Source organism: Clavibacter sp. AC415 (assembly GCF_979252985.1).
Genome location: NZ_CEEDAR010000014.1, coordinates 115,585 through 129,437, shown reverse-complemented (window position 1 = coordinate 129,437; position 13,853 = coordinate 115,585). Strand labels below are relative to the sequence as shown.

Annotated in this window: 16 protein-coding genes, 2 tRNA genes and 3 pseudogenes; 6 read left to right on the top strand and 15 right to left on the bottom strand. The window is 73.5% G+C overall.

What is annotated here, in order from left to right:
- Positions 1 to 19 precede the first annotated feature (19 nt).
- Positions 20 to 710, bottom strand: a pseudogene (locus tag ACZ411_RS05415) (DUF8185 domain-containing protein); the annotation flags it as partial.
- Positions 711 to 792: 82 nt separating this feature from the next.
- Here ACZ411_RS05415 and ACZ411_RS05410 point away from each other — a divergent pair.
- A pseudogene (locus ACZ411_RS05410) lies at positions 793 to 1,697 on the top strand (acyl-CoA thioesterase).
- A 55-nt stretch (positions 1,698 to 1,752) separates the two neighbouring features.
- On the opposite strand, the gene ACZ411_RS05405 reads toward ACZ411_RS05410, so the two are convergent.
- The 6 genes and pseudogenes from ACZ411_RS05405 to msrA all read right to left on the bottom strand — a co-directional run bounded on the left by ACZ411_RS05405 (position 1,753) and on the right by msrA (position 6,534).
- On the bottom strand, positions 1,753 to 2,232 hold the full coding sequence (locus tag ACZ411_RS05405) for an acyl-CoA thioesterase (protein WP_094115683.1): 480 nt from the start codon (positions 2,230 to 2,232) through the stop codon (positions 1,753 to 1,755).
- A gap of 4 nt (positions 2,233 to 2,236) precedes the next feature.
- Positions 2,237 to 3,920 (bottom strand): annotated as a pseudogene (gene ettA / locus ACZ411_RS05400) (energy-dependent translational throttle protein EttA).
- A 61-nt stretch (positions 3,921 to 3,981) separates the two neighbouring features.
- Positions 3,982 to 4,455: a DUF6993 domain-containing protein gene (locus tag ACZ411_RS05395; RefSeq protein ID WP_104289150.1), complete on the bottom strand. Its 474-nt coding sequence runs from the start codon at positions 4,453 to 4,455 to the stop codon at positions 3,982 to 3,984.
- Positions 4,452 to 5,015 (bottom strand): MarR family winged helix-turn-helix transcriptional regulator, encoded by a 564-nt coding sequence (locus tag ACZ411_RS05390; RefSeq protein ID WP_464169056.1) that lies wholly within the window; start codon positions 5,013 to 5,015, stop codon positions 4,452 to 4,454. Before ACZ411_RS05390 ends, ACZ411_RS05395 begins: the two co-directional genes overlap by 4 nt.
- Positions 5,016 to 5,645: 630 nt before the next feature.
- On the bottom strand, positions 5,646 to 5,900 hold the full coding sequence (locus tag ACZ411_RS05385; RefSeq protein WP_258070099.1) for a hypothetical protein: 255 nt from the start codon (positions 5,898 to 5,900) through the stop codon (positions 5,646 to 5,648).
- A gap of 106 nt (positions 5,901 to 6,006) precedes the next feature.
- Positions 6,007 to 6,534: a peptide-methionine (S)-S-oxide reductase MsrA gene (msrA, locus tag ACZ411_RS05380; protein ID WP_104289146.1), complete on the bottom strand. Its 528-nt coding sequence runs from the start codon at positions 6,532 to 6,534 to the stop codon at positions 6,007 to 6,009.
- A 170-nt stretch (positions 6,535 to 6,704) separates the two neighbouring features.
- Here msrA and ACZ411_RS05375 point away from each other — a divergent pair, with 170 nt between their 5' ends.
- Positions 6,705 to 6,941 (top strand): hypothetical protein, encoded by a 237-nt coding sequence (locus tag ACZ411_RS05375; protein ID WP_464169054.1) that lies wholly within the window; start codon positions 6,705 to 6,707, stop codon positions 6,939 to 6,941.
- Positions 6,942 to 7,022: 81 nt separating this feature from the next.
- Positions 7,023 to 7,730, top strand: coding sequence for a hypothetical protein (locus ACZ411_RS05370; protein ID WP_094115677.1), 708 nt, complete (start codon positions 7,023 to 7,025; stop codon positions 7,728 to 7,730).
- Between the two features lie 75 nt (positions 7,731 to 7,805).
- Here ACZ411_RS05370 and nadE read toward each other — a convergent pair whose 3' ends face one another.
- From nadE to ACZ411_RS05350, 4 genes are all read right to left on the bottom strand, one after another.
- Positions 7,806 to 8,627 (bottom strand): ammonia-dependent NAD(+) synthetase, encoded by an 822-nt coding sequence (gene nadE, locus ACZ411_RS05365; protein WP_464169051.1) that lies wholly within the window; start codon positions 8,625 to 8,627, stop codon positions 7,806 to 7,808.
- A gap of 40 nt (positions 8,628 to 8,667) precedes the next feature.
- A tRNA-Arg gene (locus ACZ411_RS05360) sits at positions 8,668 to 8,740 on the bottom strand.
- 14 nt (positions 8,741 to 8,754) lie between these two features.
- Entirely contained in the window at positions 8,755 to 9,066 is a 312-nt protein-coding gene (locus ACZ411_RS05355) for a thioredoxin family protein (RefSeq protein ID WP_258071681.1), read from the bottom strand.
- A gap of 41 nt (positions 9,067 to 9,107) precedes the next feature.
- The gene (locus tag ACZ411_RS05350; RefSeq protein ID WP_094115675.1) at positions 9,108 to 9,323 is read right to left on the bottom strand and encodes an SCO4848 family membrane protein; all 216 of its coding nucleotides are present in this window, start codon (positions 9,321 to 9,323) and stop codon (positions 9,108 to 9,110) included.
- Between the two features lie 58 nt (positions 9,324 to 9,381).
- Between ACZ411_RS05350 and orn the strand changes: the two genes are divergently transcribed.
- The 3 genes from orn (at position 9,382) to ACZ411_RS05335 (ending at position 10,587) form a co-directional block, all read left to right on the top strand.
- On the top strand, positions 9,382 to 10,002 hold the full coding sequence (gene orn, locus ACZ411_RS05345) for an oligoribonuclease (protein WP_094115674.1): 621 nt from the start codon (positions 9,382 to 9,384) through the stop codon (positions 10,000 to 10,002).
- A gap of 43 nt (positions 10,003 to 10,045) precedes the next feature.
- Positions 10,046 to 10,121, top strand: a tRNA-His gene (locus tag ACZ411_RS05340).
- Between the two features lie 115 nt (positions 10,122 to 10,236).
- Complete coding sequence (locus ACZ411_RS05335) at positions 10,237 to 10,587, top strand: metallopeptidase family protein (RefSeq protein ID WP_104289144.1); 351 nt, start codon at positions 10,237 to 10,239, stop codon at positions 10,585 to 10,587.
- Positions 10,588 to 10,692: 105 nt separating this feature from the next.
- On the opposite strand, the gene ACZ411_RS05330 is transcribed toward ACZ411_RS05335, so the two are convergent.
- From ACZ411_RS05330 to ACZ411_RS05315, 4 genes are read right to left on the bottom strand one after another with little or no spacing between them, the layout of a single operon-like run.
- A complete protein-coding gene (locus ACZ411_RS05330) occupies positions 10,693 to 10,965 on the bottom strand; it encodes a hypothetical protein (protein WP_104289143.1) in 273 nt (90 codons plus the stop codon).
- Positions 10,966 to 10,974: 9 nt separating this feature from the next.
- On the bottom strand, positions 10,975 to 11,511 hold the full coding sequence (locus tag ACZ411_RS05325; RefSeq protein ID WP_464169046.1) for a nucleoside/nucleotide kinase family protein: 537 nt from the start codon (positions 11,509 to 11,511) through the stop codon (positions 10,975 to 10,977).
- A gap of 1 nt (position 11,512) precedes the next feature.
- A complete protein-coding gene (locus ACZ411_RS05320; RefSeq protein WP_464169044.1) occupies positions 11,513 to 12,304 on the bottom strand; it encodes an energy-coupling factor transporter transmembrane component T family protein in 792 nt (263 codons plus the stop codon).
- Complete coding sequence (locus tag ACZ411_RS05315; protein WP_464169042.1) at positions 12,301 to 13,851, bottom strand: ABC transporter ATP-binding protein; 1,551 nt, start codon at positions 13,849 to 13,851, stop codon at positions 12,301 to 12,303. The genes ACZ411_RS05320 and ACZ411_RS05315 overlap by 4 nt, the downstream gene beginning before the upstream one ends.
- Positions 13,852 to 13,853 lie beyond the last annotated feature (2 nt).

Sequence of the window (13,853 nt, the reverse complement as noted above, 5' to 3'; positions counted from 1 at the left end):
TCGAGCGACCGGCTAGATGACGCCGCACGAGCACGTGCCCGCGCGAGGTGGTGAGCCGCATCCACGGCCCGGAACGCAGCACCGCGACGGGCGCCTCGTCGTCGTCCGGTGTCGTGCCCGGCACGGGATCCGGCCCGAGGAAGCCCAGGCTGTAGGCGGCGAAGGCGCCCCCCGCCACGACGTGCGGCGCGCCCTCGACGGCGCGCCCCCACACCTCGCCGCGCACGCGCGACACGATCTGCTCGCCGATCCCCGTCGGCACGGCCGCGGCGACCTCGTCGATCCCCGCACGAGCGGCGCCGCGGAGCACGGCCGGCGACACGTCCTCGATGCGGTCCCACCCGGCGCGCGGCGGAGAGATGCCCGCCCACGGCGCCGTCGCGGTGTCCGGCGGCACGAGGACGCCGACCGGCTCCCCGGGGGCACCGGTCGCCGGCCCCTCCAGCCGGGCGAGGCGGTCGAGCAGCGCCCGGATCGGCACGACGCTGTCCACGGGCGCCTGCGTCTCGGCCGCGAAGGTGCGCAGCCCGAGCACGGTCGGCGAGCGGTCCAGGAGGCCGGCGGGCTGCAGGACCGACGTGTAGACGGCGAGCACTCCCCCCTGATCCGATGAGGCGCACGGCCCCGTCGTCGACGCGGGCGGAGCGGCCGAGGAAGGTCTGCAGATCGCCGAGGGCGAGGGCGTCCCGGAGGGCGAAGGAGGGCGTCATGGCCTGTCTAAGCTACTGGATGCGCCCCGGCGAACCGCCGGGCGCCCGGTCACCCGAGGCCGGCCCGCCAGGCGGAGGACTCATGACCGACCACGCATCCGACATCCCGGACGAGGGCCCGCTCGCGGGCCTGCTCACCGCCCTCGACCTCACCGACACGGGCGCCCGCACGAGCGAGGACATCTCCACGGGCCCCTCGCAGTGGATGCCCATGGGCCGCGTCTTCGGCGGGCAGGTGCTCGCCCAGTCGCTGGTCGCCGCGATGCGCACGACCGAAGCCGACCGTCGCCCGCACAGCATGCACGGGTACTTCCTCCGCCCCGGGGACGTCACCAAGCCCATCACCTTCTCGGTCGACCGCATCCACGACGGACGCTCGTTCTCCACCCGGCGCACGCAGGCGTACCAGGACGGCCGCCCGATCCTCTCGATGATCGCGTCGTTCCAGGACGCGGACGAGGGGCTCGAGCACCAGGCGCCCATGCCCGAGGGCATCCCCGAGCCCGAGACCCTGCCGAGCGCCCGCGACGTCCTCTCGCGCATCGACCACCCGGTCGCCGCGCACTGGGCGAACGACCGCCCCTTCGACATGCGGCACGTCGAGCAGCCGGTCTACTTCGGCGCGGCCGAGGAGCGCGTGGCGCACCAGGCCGTGTGGATCCGCGCGCTCGGGCGGCTGCCCGACGACCCGGCCGTGCACCTCGCCTCGCTGGCGTACGCGAGCGACTACTCGATCCTCGAGTCCATCTACCGCCGTCATGGCCTGTCCTGGGCGACCCCGGGGTCAAGGCCGCGAGCCTCGACCACGCGATGTGGTTCCACCGCTTCGGGCGCGCCGACGAGTGGATGCTCTACGTGCAGGAGTCGACGAGCGCCCAGGGCGGACGGGGTCTGTCCCTCGGCCGCATCTACTCGCGCGACGGCGTCCTCCTCGCGAGCGTCGCCCAGGAGGGCATGGTGCGGGTCCCGACGGAGCCCGGCGTCTGAGGGAGGATCCGGGCCGGCCGTCGGCGCTCGACACGGGAGGCGCCGCGGACCCGGTTCAGCCGCGCCGGCTGAACCCCACGGGCTCCTCGAGGTAGCGCGTCCACGCGGCGCGTTCGTCGTCGGAGATGCGCCGGGGACGCCCCGTCCGGGCGTCCACCAGCACGATGGTGGTCGACGCGCGCGCGTAGAGCGCGGCGGGCTCGACGCCCGCCGGGGTCCGCACCTCGTAGCAGGCCTCGAGGCTGGATCCCCCGAGCCGCCCGAGCCACACCTGCACGTCGAGCGGCCGACGCCCGTAGGAGATCGGCAGCAGGTACTCGATCTCCTGCCGCGCGATCATCGTCATCGTCTCCGCGCCCGCCGTCGCGTCGATGAGCGCCATGCCCGGGTCCACGCCGTCGCCGTCGTCCCCGCTCCGCCAGAAGGCCCGCACGCGGGCCTCCTCGAGCAGCCGCAGCACCTCCACGTTGTTCACGTGGTCGTAGGCGTCGAGGTCCGCCCAGCGGAGGTGGACGGGGACGTGGACCCGGGTCACGCCGCTAGTCCCGCGTGAGCTTGCGGTAGGCGGAGCGGTGCGGCTTCGCGGCGTCCGCGCCGAGCCGCTCGATCTTGTTCTGCTCGTACGACTCGAAGTTGCCCTCGAACCAGTACCAGTTGGCCGGGTCCTCCTCGGTTCCCTCGTAGGACAGGATGTGCGTCGCGATGCGGTCGAGGAACCACCGGTCGTGGGTGATGACCACGGCGCAGCCGGGGAACTCGAGGAGCGCGTTCTCCAGGCTCCCGAGGGTCTCGACGTCCAGGTCGTTGGTGGGCTCGTCGAGGAGGAGCAGGTTGCCGCCCTGCTTCAGGGTGAGCGCGAGGTTGAGGCGGTTGCGCTCACCACCGGAGAGGATGCCCGCCTTCTTCTGCTGGTCGGGGCCCTTGAAGCCGAAGGTCGAGACGTAGGCGCGCGCGGGCACCTCCTGCTTGCCGACCTGGATGTAGTCCTGGCCGTCCGACACGACCTCGAAGAGGGACTTCTCGGGGTCGATGCCGCCGCGGCTCTGGTCGACGTAGGAGATGTCGACGGTGTCGCCGACCTTGAGCTCGCCGGCGTCGAGCGGCTCGAAGCCGACGATGGTCTTGAACAGCGTCGTCTTGCCCACGCCGTTCGGGCCGATGACGCCCACGATGCCGTTGCGGGGCAGCGTGAAGGACAGGTCGTCGATGAGGACGCGCTCCCCGAACTGCTTGTGGAGCTTCTTCGCGTCGATGACCTGCGATCCGAGGCGCGGACCGACGGGGATCTGGATCTCCTCGAAGTCGAGCTTCCTCGTGCGCTCCGCCTCGGTCACCATCTCCTCGTACCGCGCGAGGCGCGCCTTCGACTTCGCCTGGCGGCCCTTCGCGTTGCTGCGTACCCAGTCGAGCTCCTCCGCGAGGCGCTTGGAGAGCTTCGCGTCCTTCTTGCCCTGGACGCTGAGCCGCTCCTGCTTCTTCTCGAGGTACGTGGAGTAGTTGCCCTCGTACGGGTACAGGCGGCCGCGGTCGACCTCGGCGATCCACTCGGCGACGTGGTCGAGGAAGTACCGGTCGTGGGTCACGGCGAGGACGGCACCCGGGTACTTGGAGAGGTGCTGCTCGAGCCAGAGCACGCTCTCGGCGTCGAGGTGGTTGGTGGGCTCGTCGAGGAGGAGCAGGTCGGGCTTCTGGAGCAGCAGCTTGCAGAGCGCCACGCGGCGCTTCTCGCCGCCGGAGAGGTTGGCGACGGACGCGTCGCCCGGCGGGGTGCGCAGGGCGTCCATGGCCTGCTCGAGCTGCGAGTCGAGCTCCCAGCCGTCGGCGGCGTCGATGGCCTCCTGGAGCGTGCCCATCTCGGCGAGCAGGGTGTCGAAGTCGGCGTCGGGCTCGGCCATGGCCGCGGCGATCTCGTTGTAGCGGTCGACCTGCGCCTTGAGCGGGCCGACGCCCTCCTGGACATTCTCGAGCACGGTCTTGGACTCGCTCGAGCTCGGGCTCCTGCATGAGGATCCCGACGGTGTAGCCGGGCGACAGCTTCGCCTCGCCGTTGCTGGGCGTGTCGAGGCCCGCCATGATCTTGAGGATCGTGGACTTGCCCGCGCCGTTCGGTCCGACGACGCCGATCTTCGCGCCGGGGATGAACGACATGGTGACGTCGTCGAGGATCAGCTTGTCGCCGACCGACTTCCGGGCGCGGACCATCGAGTAGATGTATTCAGCCATGCCCCGAGTCTATTGAGTGCCGCGGCGACCGGATGCCGCGCGCAGGGGCGGCGCCCGGCGTTCACCAGTCGATCGCGCGGGTCTGCCCGACCAGGCACCGGTCGGACGAGAGGGCGGGTTCCACGTGCGCGCTGAAGCCGTCCTGCGCCCGCTGGCCGATGAGGCAGCCGTCGTCCAGGCGCACCGACACGAGGATCGAGTCGACCGAGTTGCCGAGCGGGGTCGCGTCGGCGGTCACCTCCATGCGGTCCTTCGGGAACCCCGCGGCGACCAGGGCATCCACGAGGGCGCGACCCTGCGCGTTGGGATCGGCGGCGACGACGCCGCCCGCCGTCGCCTCGAAGGCGGGCAGGTTCTCCTCCGCGGTGCCGCCGGCGTCGACCGGCGCGATCGTGGGCTCGGCGGACGCCGTGGCGGCGGGGCTCGCCGCCGCCGTGGGGGTCGCCGCGTCCGGAGCCGGTGCGTCCGTGCAGCCGGAGAGGAGGAGGGCGCCGAGGATCGCGGGCGCCGCCAGGGCGCGGACGGCGCGGGTCACGCGGCGGACTCGTCCGCGCAGGCCCGCTCCGCGTCGCGGTCCGGCGCCGGCGGGATGGCGAGGTCGTCGCCGTGGACGCTCCCCTGGTCGTCGTCGAGGGAGGATGCGCTCATGCTCGCGAGGATATCCCGGGCGATGGCCTCGAGCTGGGAGGTCTGCTCCGCGGTCAGCGGGTCGAAGACCGTGCGGAGGACCTGCTCGGCGTGGCCCGGGGCCGCCGCCTCGAGCGTCGCGCGCCCCTCGTCGGTGAGCTCCGCGAGGAGGCTCCGCCCGTCGCGGGGCGACGGGGAGCGGCGCACCCACCCCAACTGCTCGAGCCGCGTCACGGCGTGCGAGGTGCGACTGGCGGAAGCCTGCAGCGCCCGCGCCAGCACGCTCATGGGGAGGGCGCCCTCCTCCGCCTCCGACAGGCGCACGAGGATCATGTAGTAGGCATGCGGCATCCCGGAGTCGTGCAGGAGCTGACGCTCGATCCGCTCGCTGACGTGCTTCAAGGCGACGATCACGGTCCGCCACGCACGCTGCTGGTCCGGTTCGAGCCACCGGGGGGATCCGCTCATGGTCCGATCCTAGGCTCCGCGGTCCGCCCGTCACCTGTCGCGCACCGTCTCCGTACCAGCACCGCGTCGGCGACGAGCTCGACCGCGTCGTCCTCGGGGCGGACAGCCCGCCGGGGCGTCAGCCGCCCCCGGACGATCACCTCGTCGCCGACCCCCAAGCACGCCAGGGCCCGCGCGGCTCCGGAGCCGCAGCAGACCGCCAGCAGCCCTGGACCGCCGGGCGCGAGACCCAGCGCGATCGAGGCCGGCGCGCCTCCGCGCTCCGCGGTGATCGGACCGAGGAGGAGGGATGCGACCTCCCAGCCCGCCTCGGTGCGGATGCACCTCGGCGGGCTGGTGACCGATCCGCGCAGCGCCACCGGCACGGCGCCTCCGCCCTCGTCGTCGATCCGTCCCGTGCCCGCCATGCCGCTCCCCCCGCACGGTCGCGCGACCGCAGGAGCAGGATGCGCCCCGCGTGCGTGACGCGACTCCGGAGGGCGCCGCGCATCCGCCGCGCGTGCTCCCCGGTGCCTGGGGAGGGGCGGAGGGCGCCCCGGGTCCCATCCGGGCGGAGGCCTCAGCGCCCGTCGGGCGGAGGCCCCGGTGCTCATCGAGGCAGCGGTCCCCGTGCTCCTCAGGAGCGGAGCCCTAGTGCTCGTCGAAGCGGAGGTCGTCGTCCTGACCCGCCCGCAGGGCCGACTTCGCGATCTCCAGGGACGGGTAGGTGCCGGCGACGACGCCGCGGTGCAGCGGGCGCACCTCGTACCCGTCCTCGTGCGAGTGGATGGACGCGAGCGCGCCCGTGGTCCCGAAGGCCACCCAGGTCTTGCCCGCGGTGCGCGGGACACCGGTCGTGCTCGCGCTCGTGCTCGCACCCGTGCTGGTCGTGGTGCTCGTGGTCATCGACATCGTCGTCGCCTCTCCTCCCCGGGCTCCGTCGCCCGGACGTGCCGAGCGTACGCCGACGCCCCGCGGCCGTACAGGCCGCGGGGCGTCGGAGGTGCAGGGGTCAGGCGGCGCGCACGTACTGCGCGAACGACTTCCTCACCTTGTTGACCTTGGGCACGGCGACCGCGTTGCAGTAGCCCTGGCCCGGGTTCTTCGCGAAGAAGTCCTGGTGGTAGTCCTCCGCGTCGTACCAGGTGCCGACCGGCTCGATCGTGGTGACGGCCGTGCCGTCCCACAGGTCGCCGGCGCGGGCGATCGCGTCCCGGAACAGCCGCTCCTGCTCCGCGTCGGCCGGGAACATGGCCGAGCGGTACTGGGTGCCGACGTCGGCGCCCTGCCGGTTGAGCTGGCGCGGGTCGTGCAGCGTGAAGAACACGTCGAGGATGACGTCGGCGGGGATGACCTCCTCGTCGAAGACCACCTTCACCGCCTCGGCGTGCCCGGTCGCGCCCGTGCACACGGCGTCGTAGGAGGGGTGGGCGGTGTGACCGCCGATGTAGCCGGAGATGACGTCCTGGACACCGTCGAGGGTGCGGTACACCGCATCGAGGCACCAGAAGCAGCCGCCGGCGAGGATGAATGTCTGCATGGTCGTCGAACCTACTTCCCGTCGATGCGCGCGAGGTCCGCGGCGGTCGACATGGGAGGGAACCGTCATCGCACCGCGGGCATTCCACGGGGCCGGCATGTCGGTGGTCCGCCGTAGCTTCGGGGACATCGGGACACCGCCGGGCCGGCGGCACGAGGACGGAGGACACCATGCCCAGCATCACCTACACCCCCCTGGCACGATCGGCAGCCCAGGTGCGCGAGCTGCACGACGGGCTCCTCCGCGTCACCCGGCCGGACGGCGCCGTCCTCGGCTACGTCGAGCGCGTGCAGGAGTCCCGGGGCGAGCGGTACCGTGCGAAGCGCCTCCGACGCGACGCCCAGGGGTTCGTCCCGCTCGGCGACTTCTGGGCCATCCAGGACGCGGTCGACTGCCTGCGCTTCTGAGTCCGCTCCCCCGGCTGCACCGGCACGACGCGCCCGCGCGGCCTCCCCGGCAGAGCCTGCGGCCCGGGGTACGGTCGCCGCATGCAGTGGTGGAATGATCTCCTCGATGCCCTCGCGTCCGAGCGGGGCACGCAGCTCCTCTCCGGCGTCGTCGTCCCCTTCGTCGCCATCGTGGTGGCCGGCGTGATCGCCGCTCTCATCGCGCGCGGTGCCACGCAGCGGATCCTCGCCCGTCACGATCGCGAGGTGAAGGCCGCCGCCATCGGGATGCTGGTCGACGCCGCCCGCCAGGCGTCGGTCTGGGACGGCCTCTCGGCTCCGGAGCGCGTCCTCGCCGACCGCGCCGCGGGCGAGGCCGACATCCGCATCCGCCTGCTGCCGGTGAAGGGCGCCGCCACCGCCGCCACCTGGGCGGCCCACGAGATCACCGAGTTCAAGCGGGGCAGCGGCAGCTTCGGCTTCCAGTTCGACGCCCAGCTCGCGGAGTTCCGCGACCGCATCGTGGAGTGGCAGCACCACCCGGGCCGCGCCCGCAAGATCTTCCAGGGCGACATCTCGCGCTGGCAGTTCGAGGACGACCAGCCGACGGCCGATTCCCGCGCCGCAGGCTCCTCCACGCGTCCGCAGGAGCAGGCCGCCGCGGCGCCCGTCCCCGTGCCGTGGCGCAGCGGATCCGACGACCAGCCGGCGACCGAGCGCCCCGTCGAGTCGCCCGACGAGCAGTACAGCCCCCCGGTGCCCTACTCCGCCGCCGCGAACTCCCGCACCGCGGAGGGCGAGCGACGCTGACATCGCCCCCCTCGTGAGAACGCCCCGCACCTCTCGAGAGATGCGGGGCGTTCTCACGTCAACCGGGGTACGGGGTCACTTCCACCAGTCGTCGAACATGCTGGCGGGAACCCGCCGCTTGTGCTCGGTGCTCGTGTAGCGGGCCTCGATGGCCTCGGCCACCTCGTCGTCGACGTCACGGCCCTCGAGGAAGTCGTCGATGTCGGCGTAGGTGAGGCCGAGGTTCGCCTCGTCGGTCTGGCCAGGGGTGTCATCGAGGAGATCCGCGGTGGGCGCCTTCAGGTAGAGCCGCTCCGGCGCCTCGAGGTGCTCGAGCAGCGCGCGGCCCTGGCGCTTGGTGAGGCCGGTGAGCGGGAGGACGTCCGCGCCGCCGTCGCCGTACTTCGTGAAGAAGCCGGTGACCGCCTCGGCCGCGTGGTCCGTGCCGATGACGAGCAGCCTGGCCTGACCGGCCAGCGCGTACTGCGCGACCATGCGGGACCGCGCCTTGACGTTGCCCTTCGTGAAGTCGAGCATCCGGTGCCCGGCGGCGTCCGAGTACTCGGCCTCGAAGCCGTCGACGGCCCGCTTGATGTCGAAGACGACGCTCGACTTCGGCTGGATGAAGCGGAGGGCGAGCTGGGCGTCCTCCTCGTCCGCCTGCACGCCGTACGGGAGCCGCACGGCCACGAACTCCGCGAGGAGGCCCTCCGCGGCCAGCTCCTCGATCGCGAGCTGAGCCAGGCGTCCGGCGAGGGAGGAGTCCTGCCCGCCGCTGATGCCGAGGACGAAGCCCTCGGCGCCGGTCGACCGCAGGTAGGCCTTGAGGAAGTCCACGCGCTTCCGGACCTCGTCGGCGGGATCGATGGTCGGACGCACGTCGAGGGCGTCGATGATCTGTGACTGGATGTCGCGCATGCGTCGAATCTACGTCCGATCGCCCGCGCCCGACAGCCGGTCCCCCCGGCGCGACTCGAACGCGCAACCGTCGGATTAGAAGGCCGATGCTCTATCCATTGAGCTACAGGGGGTCGAGACGAGGGTACTACGCGGGGTCGGCGGGGCCCGAGGACCCGGCATCGGTCGACCCGGGCAGCGCGTCCATCGCGCGCGCCACCGCCTGCAGCACCTGCGGGGCGGTCGGCACGCCCTCCGCCCGCAGGACCTCGCGCTCGCCTGCCCGCACGACGATGGTCGGCGTCGAGCGGATGCCCTCGGCCTCCGCGAGGTCGGCGTGCGCCGCCACGTCGAGCTCCTCGACGTCCAGCCACGGCAGGAGGCCCTGGACGTCGGCGAGGACGCGACGGGTGGCCTGGCAGGGCACGCAGAAGAGCGACGAGAACATGACGACGCGCACGCCGGGGTTCGGCGCGGGACCCGCGGCCCCCTCCCCGGGGATCAGGAGAGGAACGCCGCGACGGCGGCGACGACGGAGACCAGGGCGAGGAGCAGCGAGACCGACACCAGCACGAGATGCACCGTGTAGAAGGCCGTGCGCGAGCCGTCGTCGGCCCGGGCCCGAGGGTCCGCCGCGACCCGCTTCAGGAACCGCGGCCACACCACGGCGTTCCAGACGCCGTTGACGAGCAGGAGGACGGCGAGGAGGGTGATCACTCCCCCATGCTAGGCGGGCCGGATCCGCGGCGTCCGAGGCCGCCGATAGGATCGGGGGATGGGCAACAACGCTGACCGGCTGGTGTGGATCGACTGCGAGATGACGGGGCTCGACCTCGCGATCGACGAGCTGGTGGAGGTCGCGGTGGTCGTCACCGACTTCGACCTCGTGCCCGTCGACGACGGCTTCACCATCGTCATCAACCCCGACCCCGCGGCGCTCGCCAACATGGGCGAGTTCGTCACCGACATGCACCGCTCCTCGGGCCTCCTGGACGAGATCCCCGCGGGCGTCAGCCTCGCCGATGCCGAGTTCGCGGTGCTCGAGTACCTGCTCCAGCACGTCCCGAACGGCGGCAAGGCGCCCATCGCGGGCAACACCATCGGCACCGACCGCGCGTTCCTCGCCAAGTACATGCCGCGCGTGGACGCGCACCTGCACTACCGCAGCGTGGACGTCTCCTCCATCAAGGTGCTGGCGAAGGAGTGGTTCCCCCGCATCTACTTCAACTCCCCCGCGAAGAACGGCGGGCACCGGGCGCTGGCGGACATCCTCGAGTCGATCCGCGAGCTCGAGTACTACCGTCGGGCTGCGTTCGTGCCCGCCCCCGGGCCGGCCACCGAGGACGTGCAGGCCATCTCGGCGGACGTCACGTCCGCGTGGGCTCCGCGGCTGTAGTACCATCGTCATGGCCGTCCGCGAGAGCGGGATCGGCCGCATGGTGGGCGTAGCTCAGTTGGCAGAGCGCTGGCTTGTGGAGCCGGAAGTCGCGGGTTCGAGCCCCGTCGTCCACCCCACCGGGAAGGGCCGGGATCCGAGAGGGTCCCGGCCCTTCCGTCGTCCCCGGCGCACCCGTCGGCGCCCGTCCCGGATCCTCCCCGAGCCGCCCAAGCGCGTATGGGAGGGTGGAGCGTGCTGACCTGCGGACCCGAGGACTTCGAGCGACTGGTGATCGACGAGCTCGACGAGCTGCCCGATGAGATGGTCGACGGGCTCGACAACGTGGTCTTCGTCGTCGAGGACCGTCCCGAGGACGGATCGCTCGACCTCCTGGGCCTGTACGACGGCGTCGCGATGACCGAGCGCGGACAGTACGGCTTCGGCGAGATGCCGGACCGGATCGTCGTGTACCGCGAACCGCACCTGCACGAGGCCGAGGACATGGACGCGCTGCGGGATCTCGTGCACGTCACGCTGGTGCACGAGATCGCGCACTTCCACGGCATCGACGACGACCGGCTGCACGACCTGGGCTGGGCCTGACGCCTCCCCGGACGTCTCGGTGCCGGTTCCGGACGCACGACCGCCCGGAGCCGCGTCGCGGTCCGGGCGGTGGTCCGGCGCCTCAGGCGCCGGTGCTCGTGCGGGTCAGAGCTCGAGGGACTCGTCGTCGCCCTCGCCGAGGACGTCGTCGCTGCCGTCGGCCACGAAGGTGTACGTGACGCGCTGCTCGCCCGCGACCTCGGACACGGCGCCGGCACGGTACTGGAACAGCGACTCCTTGCCCTCCACGGCGGACATCGTGCTGATGGTCTCGTCGTGCGTGCCGTCGACGAGGACGCGGGTCTCGGTGGTGCCCTCGAGCGGGCCGTCGGCGAAGACGGCGAGGTAGCGGACGTCGGACGGTGCGGAATCGGTCATGGGCTCAGGCTACCCGGCCGTCGGCACGGCGTCCGTGCGCACGACGACGTCGGCCAGCGCGCGTGGATCCTCCCGCGCGAGGTGCCGCCGCCACTGCGCGTCCCAGCGCTCCCACTCGACGGCGAACGGCGCCCCGTCCCGGGCGATCGCGCGGGCGCGCCGGACGTCGTCGTCGGCCTCCACCCAGATCCGGTGAGTCGCCAGAAGGGACGTGAGGCGCGTGAGGGACCCGCAGCCCTCCACGACGAGCGGCCGGTCCGGATCGAGGTCGCGCCAACCCGCGGGTGCGTCGCGCGCCCAGTCCCAGCGCCGCCACCGCGGGCGTCCGCCGGGCCGCATCGCCGGCAGGACGTGCCGCTCGAGGTGACGAGACGCCGCCTCGAGCCCGTCCCACCCGGGATACACGTCGTCGAGGCGGAGCAGCTGCGCTCCGGGCTCGAGACGCGCGGCCGCGTCGCCAGCGCGGACGAGTGCGTCGGCGAGCGTCGACTTGCCGGAGCCCGACGGGCCGTCGACGAGGACCAGCGCCGGTCGCCGCTCCCCCACCTCAGGACGCAATGAAGTCCCAGGTCCCGGCGGCCACGGCCGCGGACACCGCGAGGGCCGCGACGATGACGGCGACGGCCAGCACCAGCACCTCGCGGCGGCCCACCACGCTCGGGCGGGCCCACGTGCGCGCGCCGGTGCCGCCGAAGCCCCGGGCCTCCATCGCCGTCGCGAGCTTGCTGCCGCGCCGGATCGACAGCACCAGGAGCGCGAACGCCTGCCCGGCGAAGCGGCGGACCCTGCCGCGGTCGGCGACCCCGCGCGCGCGCCGCGCCAGCTCGAGCGACCGCCAGTCGTCCAGCAGGAGCCCCACGAGCCGGACGCCGGCCAGCGCGCCCAGGACGAACCGGGACGGGAGGCGTGCCACCTGGGCGAGGCCGTCCGCGAGGTCGGTGGGGTCGACGTCCGAGAACAGGATGAGCGAGGCCACGCCGATGGCCAGGACCCGGAGCGTCGTGGCGACGGCGAGCAGCACCGAGCCCTCGCTGACGACCACCAGGAGGAACTGCGCGTACACGTCCCCTGAGGTGCGACCGTAGAGGAGGATCGTGAGCCCCGCGCCGGGGGCGGCGATCCACACGGGGATGCCCCGCAGGAGGAACGCGCGGGCGCCGACGCCGGCCAGGGGCAGGAGCAGGAGCTCCAGCAGCAGGGCCGCGCCCGCCGAGACGACGTCGAGGCTCAGCACGAGCACGAGCGTCAGCACGAGCGCGGCGGCGAGGCGCGCCACCGGGTTCACGGCGGCGAGGCCGGTGGCGCGGGCAGCGGGCAGCGCCACGGGCAGCCCGCTCATCGCACGACCTCCAGGCTCGCGGGAGCGCCGGCGAGGGGGTCGAGCCGCAGGACGTCGTCCGCCAGCGCGTCGACGAGGTCGACGTCGTGCGTGACAGCCAGGACACCGACGCCCTCGCGGTCGACGAGCTCCGCCAGCAGCGCGACGAGCTCCGCCCACGTGCGCGCGTCCTGGCCGAAGGTCGGCTCGTCGAGGACGAGGAGGCGCGGGGCCGTGGCGAGGGCGGTCGCCACGGAGAGGCGGCGCTTCTCCCCGCCGGAGAGCGTGAAGGGGTTGGCCCGTGCGAGGCCGTCGAGGCGCAGGCGGACGAGCAGCTCGTCGACGCGGCGGGTCGACTCCGCGGGGTCCATGCCCACGGCGCGCGGGCCGACCTCGAGCTCGGCGCGCACGGTCGAGGCGAGGAACTGGTGCTCGGGATCCTGGAACACGGTGCCCACGCGCGCCGCGAGCTCGCGGGAGCGCCAGGCAGCGGGGTCGGCGCCGAGCCCGGCCGCGAGGTCCGCCTCCGCAGCGACCCGGCCCGCGATCGGGGGCAGCAGTCCGCCGAGCGTCAGCGCGAGGGTGCTCTTGCCGCCGCCGTTGGGCCCGGTGAGGGCGGTGACCCGCCCGGAGACGAGACGCAGGTCGACGCCGTCGGCCACGCGCATGCCCCGGGCACCGCCGCGTCCGACGGCCAGGTCGTCCGCCCGCACGAGCGGGACCGTCGCCGGGCGACGACGGACCGGAGCGGAGGGCTCCCGCCCGGGCACCCACACCCCCGCCGACGCGAGCCCGGCGCCCTGCTCGCGGAGGACGGCATCGGGCGGACCGTCGGCGAGGATCCCCCCGTCGGCCGCGAGGACGACCACGCGGTCGACGAGGTCCTGCCACACGGCGACGCGGTGCTCGATGACGACGAGCGTGGCGCCCGTCGTCGCGACGACCGCCTCGACGGCGCGCCGCACCTCGCCGACGCCCTCGGGGTCGAGGTTCGCGGTCGGCTCGTCGAGGAGGAGGAGCCCCGGGCGCATGGCGAGCACGCCGGCGAGGGCGAGCCGCTGCTTCTGGCCGCCGGAGAGCGCCGTCGTGGACCGGTCGAGGGCGACGTCGAGGCCCACCGCGTCGAGGGCGGCGCGGACGCGGGGCCAGATCTCCTCGCGCGGGACGCCGAGGTTCTCGCAGCCGAACGCCACGTCGTCGCCGACACGGGAGAGGATCACCTGCGCGTCCGGATCCTGCAGCACGAGCCCGGCGCGGCCCCGGAGACCCGCCGGGTCCCGACCGTCGACGCGGAGCGACCCGCGGGCCTCGCCCTCGTCGTCGCCGCCGAGCACGCCCGCGAGCGCGTGCATGAAGGTCGTCTTGCCGGCACCGGACGCGCCGAGCAGGAGCACGCGCTCCCCCGGCTCGATGACGAGGTCGACGTCCCGGACCGCCCAGGCGCTGCGGCCGGCGTGCCGCCAGCCCCAGCCCTCCGCGCGGACGGACGCCCCGCCGACCGGACCCGCGGGCACCCCGTCCGCCAAGTGGACGCGGGAGGCCGCGGGACGGCGAGCAGGCCGCCGCACGG

Excerpts from the sequence above, each read along its gene's own strand:
- ACZ411_RS05390 (WP_464169056.1), bottom strand. The coding sequence starts at position 5,015 with ATGAGCGGATCCCCCCGGTGGCTCGAACCGGACCAGCAGCGTGCGTGG.
- ACZ411_RS05385 (WP_258070099.1), bottom strand. The coding sequence starts at position 5,900 with ATGACCACGAGCACCACGACCAGCACGGGTGCGAGCACGAGCGCGAGC.
- msrA (WP_104289146.1), bottom strand. The coding sequence starts at position 6,534 with ATGCAGACATTCATCCTCGCCGGCGGCTGCTTCTGGTGCCTCGATGCG.
- ACZ411_RS05375 (WP_464169054.1), top strand. The coding sequence starts at position 6,705 with ATGCCCAGCATCACCTACACCCCCCTGGCACGATCGGCAGCCCAGGTG.
- ACZ411_RS05370 (WP_094115677.1), top strand. The coding sequence starts at position 7,023 with ATGCAGTGGTGGAATGATCTCCTCGATGCCCTCGCGTCCGAGCGGGGC.
- nadE (WP_464169051.1), bottom strand. The coding sequence starts at position 8,627 with ATGCGCGACATCCAGTCACAGATCATCGACGCCCTCGACGTGCGTCCG.
- orn (WP_094115674.1), top strand. The coding sequence starts at position 9,382 with ATGGGCAACAACGCTGACCGGCTGGTGTGGATCGACTGCGAGATGACG.
- ACZ411_RS05330 (WP_104289143.1), bottom strand. The coding sequence starts at position 10,965 with ATGACCGATTCCGCACCGTCCGACGTCCGCTACCTCGCCGTCTTCGCC.
- ACZ411_RS05320 (WP_464169044.1), bottom strand. The coding sequence starts at position 12,304 with ATGAGCGGGCTGCCCGTGGCGCTGCCCGCTGCCCGCGCCACCGGCCTC.